Source organism: Pinirhizobacter sp., from assembly GCF_035317885.1.
Lineage (GTDB): Bacteria > Pseudomonadota > Gammaproteobacteria > Xanthomonadales > Rhodanobacteraceae > Pinirhizobacter.
This window is the reverse complement of sequence record NZ_DATHFX010000034.1, coordinates 1-4,030: the sequence shown is the minus strand read 5'-3', so window position 1 is coordinate 4,030 and position 4,030 is coordinate 1. Positions and strand designations below refer to the sequence as shown.

The following is a 4,030-nucleotide window of genomic DNA, read 5'->3' as shown; positions in this document are numbered from 1 at the left end:
ACCACGGTGGAAATATTGGGCTTCAGGAACCCCACGCCGCTGATGATCAACGCCAGCGAAAGATAGAAAACGCCCAGCGCGAAGAGGTCCCGGTGCACTACGCCATCGGCACCCATCGTGGCCTGGTGGCCTTCCACCGCCATGCCCAGGTGGCCCAGGCACAGCAGCACGCCACCCAGTATCACGGCCTTGCGCATCCCCAGATACCGGTCGGCCAGGATGCCGCCAAGCACCGGGGTGGCGTAGACCAGGCCACCATAGGCGCCCACCAGGGTCAGGCTTTCGGTATCGGAAAAACCGTGGTGTTTGATCAGGTACAGCGCCAGCAGGGCCTTCATTCCATAGAACGAAAACCGCTCCCACATCTCGGTAAAGAAGCAGACGTACAGGCCCTTGGGGTGGCCGAACAGGTCTTCGCCCGGATCATGAGCCGGGGCGTCGTCAAGGGTCATGCGTTGGAGCCTGCCGCGTGGTAACGGCCCGGAGTATGCCGGGAAACGGAGCGCCCATGGGCGACAACCCTTGCGCCACGCCCGCGCGCCGCTTACCGTCACGCACTGGAACGTCACGCCCACGGAGTGCCCATGAAACCCTTGTTCGCCGCGCTTGCCCTCGCGCTTGCCGCGGGCCCCGCCCTGGCCGCCGACGGCCCACATCCGTTCTCGGTCCGCGACCTGGTGATGATGGACCGGGTAGGGGATCCCCAGCTTTCCCCGGACGGGCGCTTCGCTGCCTTCAGCCTGCGATCCACCGACTACGCGGCCAACAAAGGCAATACGGCGCTCTACCTGCTGGACCTGGACAAGGGCGGCACGCCGGTCAAGCTGTCTGACAAGGGCAATACCCCGCGCTGGGCACCGGATGGTTCGGCCGTGTACTACCTGGCCGAAGCCGGCGATACCTCGCAGCTCTTCCGCCAGGGCGTGGACACCAAGGGCAAGTCGCTTGCCGCATCCGGTGCGGCTACCCAGGTCACCTCCACGGTGCTGGATATCGACAGCTACAAGCTGTCGCCCGACGGCAGCCACGTGCTGCTGTCGATGGACGTATTCACCGACTGCGCCGACCTTTCCTGCACCAAGGAAAAACTCGACGGCCGCGCCAACGACAAAGCCTCCGGTACCGTCTACAACAAGCTGTTCGTGCGCCACTGGGACACCTGGGAAGACGGCCGCCGCTCGCAGCTGTTCATCGCTCCCACCACGGGTGCCACAGCCGAACCCACGCTTCTCACCCGCGGTATCGATGGTGACGTCCCGGGCAAGCCCGAGGGTAGCGACGATGAGTTTTCGTTCTCGCCCGACGGCCGCTCGGTGTTCTTCGACGTGCGCATCGCCGGTACCAGCGAGCCGTGGTCGACCAACTTCGACATCTACCAGGTACCGGCCGACGGCTCCGCCGCGCCAAAAAACCTGACCCAGGAAAACCAGGCGTGGGATGCCAATCCGCTGGTGTCCCGCGACGGAAAAACCTTGTACTACACGGCGATGAAAGAGCCCGGCTACGAGGCCGACCGCTTCGGCATCATGGCGCTGGACCTCGCCAGTGGCACCCGCCGCGAGGTGGCGCCAGGCTGGGATCGCTCGGCCGGTAGCCTGCAGATCAGCGCCGACGGCAAGACGCTCTACACCACCACTGACGACAACGGCCAGCATCCGCTGTTCGCCATCGACGTGGCCTCGGGCAAGGCCACCAAGCTCACCGACAAGGGTTCCATCGGCGGATTCGTGCTGGGGGCGAAGCGCATCCTGCTGCAGCGTGACGACCTTAAAGTGCCGGCCGACCTTTACACCGCCGATACCCGCGGCAAGGGCCTGAAGCAGGTCACCCATTACAACGCTGCACGCATCAAGAACGCCAAGACCGGCGATCCCGAATTCTTCACCTTCAAGGGCTGGAACAACGAGACGGTGCAGGGTTATGTGGTCAAGCCCGTCGGCTACAAGAAGGGCCAGAAGTACCCGGTGGCCTTCATCATTCATGGCGGCCCGCAGGGCGCCATGAACGACAGCTGGAGTTATCGCTGGAACCCGCAGACTTATGCTGGCCAGGGTTTCGCGGTAGTTACCATCAACTTCCACGGTTCCACCGGCTACGGCCAGGCCTTTACTGAAAGCATTTCCGGCGACTGGGGCGGCAAACCGCTGGACGACCTGAAAGCCGGCTGGTCGGCGGCGCTTTCCAAATACAACTTCCTGGACGGCGACCGCGCCTGCGCCCTGGGCGCCAGCTACGGCGGCTATATGGTGTATTGGATGGCCGGCAACTGGAACCAGCCGTTCAAGTGCTTCGTCGACCACGACGGCGTGTTCGACGCCCGCGCCATGTATTACGAAACCGAGGAATTGTGGTTCGAGGAAAAGGAAAACAGCGGCGAGCAGTTCGAGCATCCGGAAAACTACGAGAAGTTCAACCCGGTCAACCACGTGAAGGATTGGCGCGTGCCGATGCTGATCGTCCACTCGGCCAAGGACTTCCGCATCCCCGATACCCAGGGCCTGGGTGCGTTCAACGCACTACAGCGCCGTGGCATCCCCAGCCAGCTGCTGCACTTCCCGGATGAGAACCACTGGGTGCTGAAGCCGCAGAACAGCGTGCAGTGGCATGAGACGGTGAACGCGTGGTTGAAGCAGTGGACGGCAAAGGGGTCAGAGTAATTACCCTGACCGCCAACACCGCGCTATTTCAACGTGAGCTCCCGAGACTTTTGAAGGTATCGGTTGCTTTCGTCGATTTTCCCCTCGGAGCGAAGCAATTCACCGAGCAATGCATACGGTTGTGGATCGACAGGGTCGCTTTCTATGGCCGCTTGCAGAAGATCGCGACTTTCGTCCCGCTGGCCAGAGGCCAGTAGCCAGCGGGCACGTCCAAACACGTACGCGTGGTACATCCTGCGATCGTAGGTGATCTGTCTGGAGCCCTGCGCTTTGTCCAACGCCAGCGCAGCGAGAGTCAGGTCGCCATGGTCAAGCGCGAAGTTGGCGATGTTGGGCATGCATTTGTCGCACGGCGTCGCGTCGGCCATGATCGCGGCGACGAGTCGTCGCGCCTCGCCCGTGCGGTCCTCATTGTCGTATGCAATCAGAAGCATGTTCTTTGCTACTTCTGAGTGCGGATTGACGGCCAATGCCCATTCCCACAGCCTCACATTGGATGACCACAGTGGTATGACCGAAATGGTCGTCAGGGTTGAGGCAATAAGCCATGTGGCGCATGCGATCGCAGACAATGTGATCGCCCGGGGCGACAGGCGCGTGGCCCAGTCGCCGATGGCTACGGGTGCGAAGATGGCCAATGAAGCGATGGCGAGCATCGCATAGCGCTCATGGTACGTGCTGTCGTCGAAATTGATCGTCCCCAGGTGGAGGGCGGGCATGATGGCGACGCTGAAGGCGAGCGCGGCGATCGCCCAGGGTGACCTTCGCCGTATGGTCGCAACCAGCGATACGACTATCGCGACCACACTCGCCACGTCAATGAGAGCAGTCAAGGGTGTTAAATGCCTTGGAACAAAGGGCAATGCGGGATGCAGGGGGTTAAGCCCTGTTGGAAGAATTGCCAATCCCCAATAGCGCAGATAGAGATAGCAGGCCTGCTGGATATTGGCCAACGGCTCAACGCCGACTGTGGCTAAAGGATTGACGTGTCCCAGCGCCCATTGGCGAAGCGCGAGATAAGCCATGCCGGCAACCACGCATGTGATGTACGTAAGGCCGTTACCTCGCGCAAACGCTTTTATCCGGTCGGTCAGTGGAGAGCCGGTATCGCGTGAGAGCAGCACGTCCTGGCATAACAGTAGTAGCGGGAAGCAGACGGCGGATTCTTTCGAAAGAGCTGCAAGGAAGAACAACAGCCCAACGGTCGCTGCGCGCCAAAAGGGCGATGTAATTCCCATGTTGGCCAACAAACCGAGCAAGGTGAATAAGGTTAGTGCCAGCTCGAACTGGCATCCGACCCACACCACGCCTTCAACGAGGGCCGGGTGTAATCCGAAGAAGAGCATCGGTAATGCGGGGATGATCCATCGCAC

General features: G+C 61.6%; 3 protein-coding genes. 1 reads left to right on the top strand and 2 read right to left on the bottom strand.

Annotation, left to right across the window (positions count from 1 at the left end):
- Positions 1–452 (bottom strand): POT-type proton-dependent oligopeptide transporter (locus tag VK519_RS01075; protein ID WP_524538968.1); only part of this gene is annotated, 452 nt, incomplete at its 3' end.
- A 132-nt stretch (positions 453–584) separates the two neighbouring features.
- On the opposite strand from VK519_RS01075, the gene VK519_RS01070 reads away from it, so the two are divergent.
- Complete coding sequence (locus VK519_RS01070) at positions 585–2,657, top strand: S9 family peptidase (RefSeq protein ID WP_324346828.1); 2,073 nt, start codon at positions 585–587, stop codon at positions 2,655–2,657.
- A gap of 23 nt (positions 2,658–2,680) precedes the next feature.
- Here the strand turns inward: VK519_RS01070 and VK519_RS01065 are convergent.
- Positions 2,681–4,030 (bottom strand): tetratricopeptide repeat protein (locus VK519_RS01065; RefSeq protein WP_324346826.1); only part of this gene is annotated, 1,350 nt, incomplete at its 5' end.

What these genes read in the sequence shown, in the direction of transcription:
- VK519_RS01070 (WP_324346828.1), top strand. Translation starts at nt 585, where the DNA reads ATGAAACCCTTGTTCGCCGCGCTTGCCCTCGCGCTTGCCGCGGGCCCC.